This is a genomic window from Clostridium isatidis (assembly GCF_002285495.1).
GTDB classification, from domain to species: domain Bacteria; phylum Bacillota; class Clostridia; order Clostridiales; family Clostridiaceae; genus Clostridium; species Clostridium isatidis.
In genome coordinates this window covers 12,501-15,000 of the sequence record NZ_CP016786.1, presented here as the reverse complement: position 1 = coordinate 15,000, position 2,500 = coordinate 12,501, and the positions used below count along the sequence as shown (strand labels likewise).

Annotated in this window: 2 protein-coding genes, 2 tRNA genes and 2 rRNA genes (2 of these 6 only partly in view); all 6 read right to left on the bottom strand. The window is 44.1% G+C overall.

What is annotated here, in order from left to right:
- On the bottom strand, positions 1 to 126 hold the 5' portion of the coding sequence (tnpB, locus tag BEN51_RS00070) for an IS66 family insertion sequence element accessory protein TnpB (protein WP_119864099.1). The gene continues 225 nt to the left of window position 1, outside the view; only the first 126 of its 351 coding nucleotides appear in the window; the start codon lies at positions 124 to 126; the stop codon falls past the left edge of the window.
- On the bottom strand, positions 120 to 455 hold the full coding sequence (tnpA, locus tag BEN51_RS00065) for an IS66 family insertion sequence element accessory protein TnpA (protein WP_106024438.1): 336 nt from the start codon (positions 453 to 455) through the stop codon (positions 120 to 122). Before tnpA ends, tnpB begins: the two co-directional genes overlap by 7 nt.
- A gap of 266 nt (positions 456 to 721) precedes the next feature.
- Positions 722 to 797 (bottom strand) — tRNA-Ala (locus BEN51_RS00060).
- 5 nt (positions 798 to 802) lie between these two features.
- Positions 803 to 879: transfer RNA gene (locus BEN51_RS00055), tRNA-Ile, on the bottom strand.
- Between the two features lie 5 nt (positions 880 to 884).
- Positions 885 to 1,001, bottom strand: a 5S ribosomal RNA gene (rrf, locus tag BEN51_RS00050).
- 52 nt (positions 1,002 to 1,053) lie between these two features.
- Positions 1,054 to 2,500 (bottom strand): 23S ribosomal RNA (locus BEN51_RS00045) (it continues 1,459 nt past the right edge of the window).

Below are 2,500 nucleotides of genomic sequence, written 5' to 3'. Positions count from 1 at the left end.
CGCTTTTTCAAAAGGATTTAGCTTGAATTGATTTTGAACTATCATAACTAACCCATCAATACTTTTCCTTAAATCCGTGTAGCCGCAGGCAAGATAAACTGTTTCTACTTTATCTATATTTAACATTTTGCAGCTAACTCCTTTACTATTGATGATATTAGAATAGCTTCACTAACAGGTATAGTTATTATAGCATTACCTATTGTAATTTTTACTTCATTCAAAGCAAATGTATTTTCTTTGATAGTCTTTTCTTTACTATCTAAAGAGATAGCATGAAAAACAGGTGTGTTATTCTCAACTTCTGATTTCTCTAATCTTTTTTTATGATAATAAAATTGACTTTTAGTAAGTTTATTTTCTATACAAAAATCTTTAACAGTTATTGTCCCCTTACATGCATCAAATTTATTAATATATTCTTCCCAGGTTGCATTATCTAATTTTCTAGACATAATTATATCCTCCCATTAATAATCTTTTTCTTAATTTTATCAATTGGGAGGATATGCTATCTAGGTACTTAATTTTTACGCTTACTATTATTTCAACTTATTTTTAAAACTAATTTAGCAATACTTTCATTAATATTTGAGTTAATTTTAGTTTGTTTAAAAAATTTCAAAAACAATATAATTTACTTTTTGCTTATAACTTCAACAAATATATACAATTAATTTATAATATAACAAAAAAGCTACGATTATTATCGTAGCTTTTTTGGTGGAGGTAAAGGGATTCGAACCCTTGACCCCCTGCGTGCAAGGCAGGTGCTCTCCCAACTGAGCTATACCCCCGAGTATGGTGGACCTTCAGGGACTCGAACCCCGGACCAACCGGTTATGAGCCGGTTGCTCTAACCAACTGAGCTAAAGATCCATATAACCTGGCAACGTTCTACTCTCCCACAGGGCTTCCCCTGCAGTACCATCGACGCTGTAGAGCTTAACTGTCCTGTTCGGAATGGGAAGGAGTGTTTCCTCTACGCCATTGTCACCAGATTTCAGAGAACTTGTTCTCTGAAAATTGCACATGAATATAGCCATTATTATTTTGGTCAAGCCCTCGACCTATTAGTATTAGTCAGCTAAATATGTTACCATACTTACACCTCTAACCTATCAACCTTGTGTTCTTCAAGGGGTCTTACTAGCTTATGCTATGGGAAATCTCATCTTGAGGGGGGCTTCACGCTTAGATGCTTTCAGCGTTTATCCCTTCCCGACTTAGCTACCCAGCTATGCTCTTGGCAGAACAACTGGTACACCAGAGGTCAGTCCATCCCGGTCCTCTCGTACTAAGGACAGCTCCTCTCAAATTTCCTACGCCCGCGACGGATAGGGACCGAACTGTCTCACGACGTTCTGAACCCAGCTCGCGTGCCGCTTTAATGGGCGAACAGCCCAACCCTTGGGACCTACTTCAGCCCCAGGATGCGACGAGCCGACATCGAGGTGCCAAACCTCCCCGTCGATGTGGACTCTTGGGGGAGATCAGCCTGTTATCCCCGAGGTAGCTTTTATCCGTTGAGCGATGGCCCTCCCACGAGGTACCACCGGATCACTAAGCCCGACTTTCGTCCCTGCTCCACTTGTGGGTGTCGCAGTCAGGCTCCCTTCTGCCTTTACACTCTACGAACGATTTCCGACCGTTCTGAGGGAACCTTTGGGCGCCTCCGTTACTTTTTAGGAGGCGACCGCCCCAGTCAAACTGCCCACCTAACAATGTCCTGTCACCAGCTTCATGGCGTCCAGTTAGAATCCCAATACTATCAGGGTGGTATCCCAAGGACGACTCCACTGAGGCTGACGCCCCAGTTTCCCAGTCTCCCACCTATCCTGTACAGACAATATCGAAACTCAATGCTAAGCTACAGTAAAGCTCTACGGGGTCTTTCCGTCCAATCGCGGGTAGCGAGCATCTTCACTCGCACTACAACTTCGCCGGATTTGCAGTTGAGACAGTGCCCAAGTCATTACGCCATTCGTGCGGGTCAGAACTTACCTGACAAGGAATTTCGCTACCTTAGGACCGTTATAGTTACGGCCGCCGTTTACTGGGGCTTAAGTTCACACCTTCGCTTACGCTAAGTGTTCCCCTTAACCTTCCAGCACCGGGCAGGCGTCAGCCCCTATACATCAGCTTACGCTTTAGCAGAGACCTGTGTTTTTGCTAAACAGTTGCTTGGGCCTATTCTCTGCGGCCTGCTCTCGCAGGCACCCCTTCTCGCGAACTTACGGGGTCAATTTGCCTAGTTCCTTAACTGCAATTCTTCCGATGGCCTTAGGATTCTCTCCTCATCTACCTGTGTCGGTTTGCGGTACGGGCACTACTTCTCTCTCTAGATGCTTTTCTTGGAAGCATGGAATCAGATACTTCGGTCATAATGACCTTCCCCATCACACCTCAGGATTGTCAGAACGGATTTGCCTATCCTGACTCCCTAAATGCTTAGACTAGCACGACCAACGGCTAGCACATCCTATCCTTCTCCGTCACA

What these genes read in the sequence shown, in the direction of transcription:
- tnpA (WP_106024438.1), bottom strand. Translation starts at nt 455, where the DNA reads ATGTCTAGAAAATTAGATAATGCAACCTGGGAAGAATATATTAATAAA.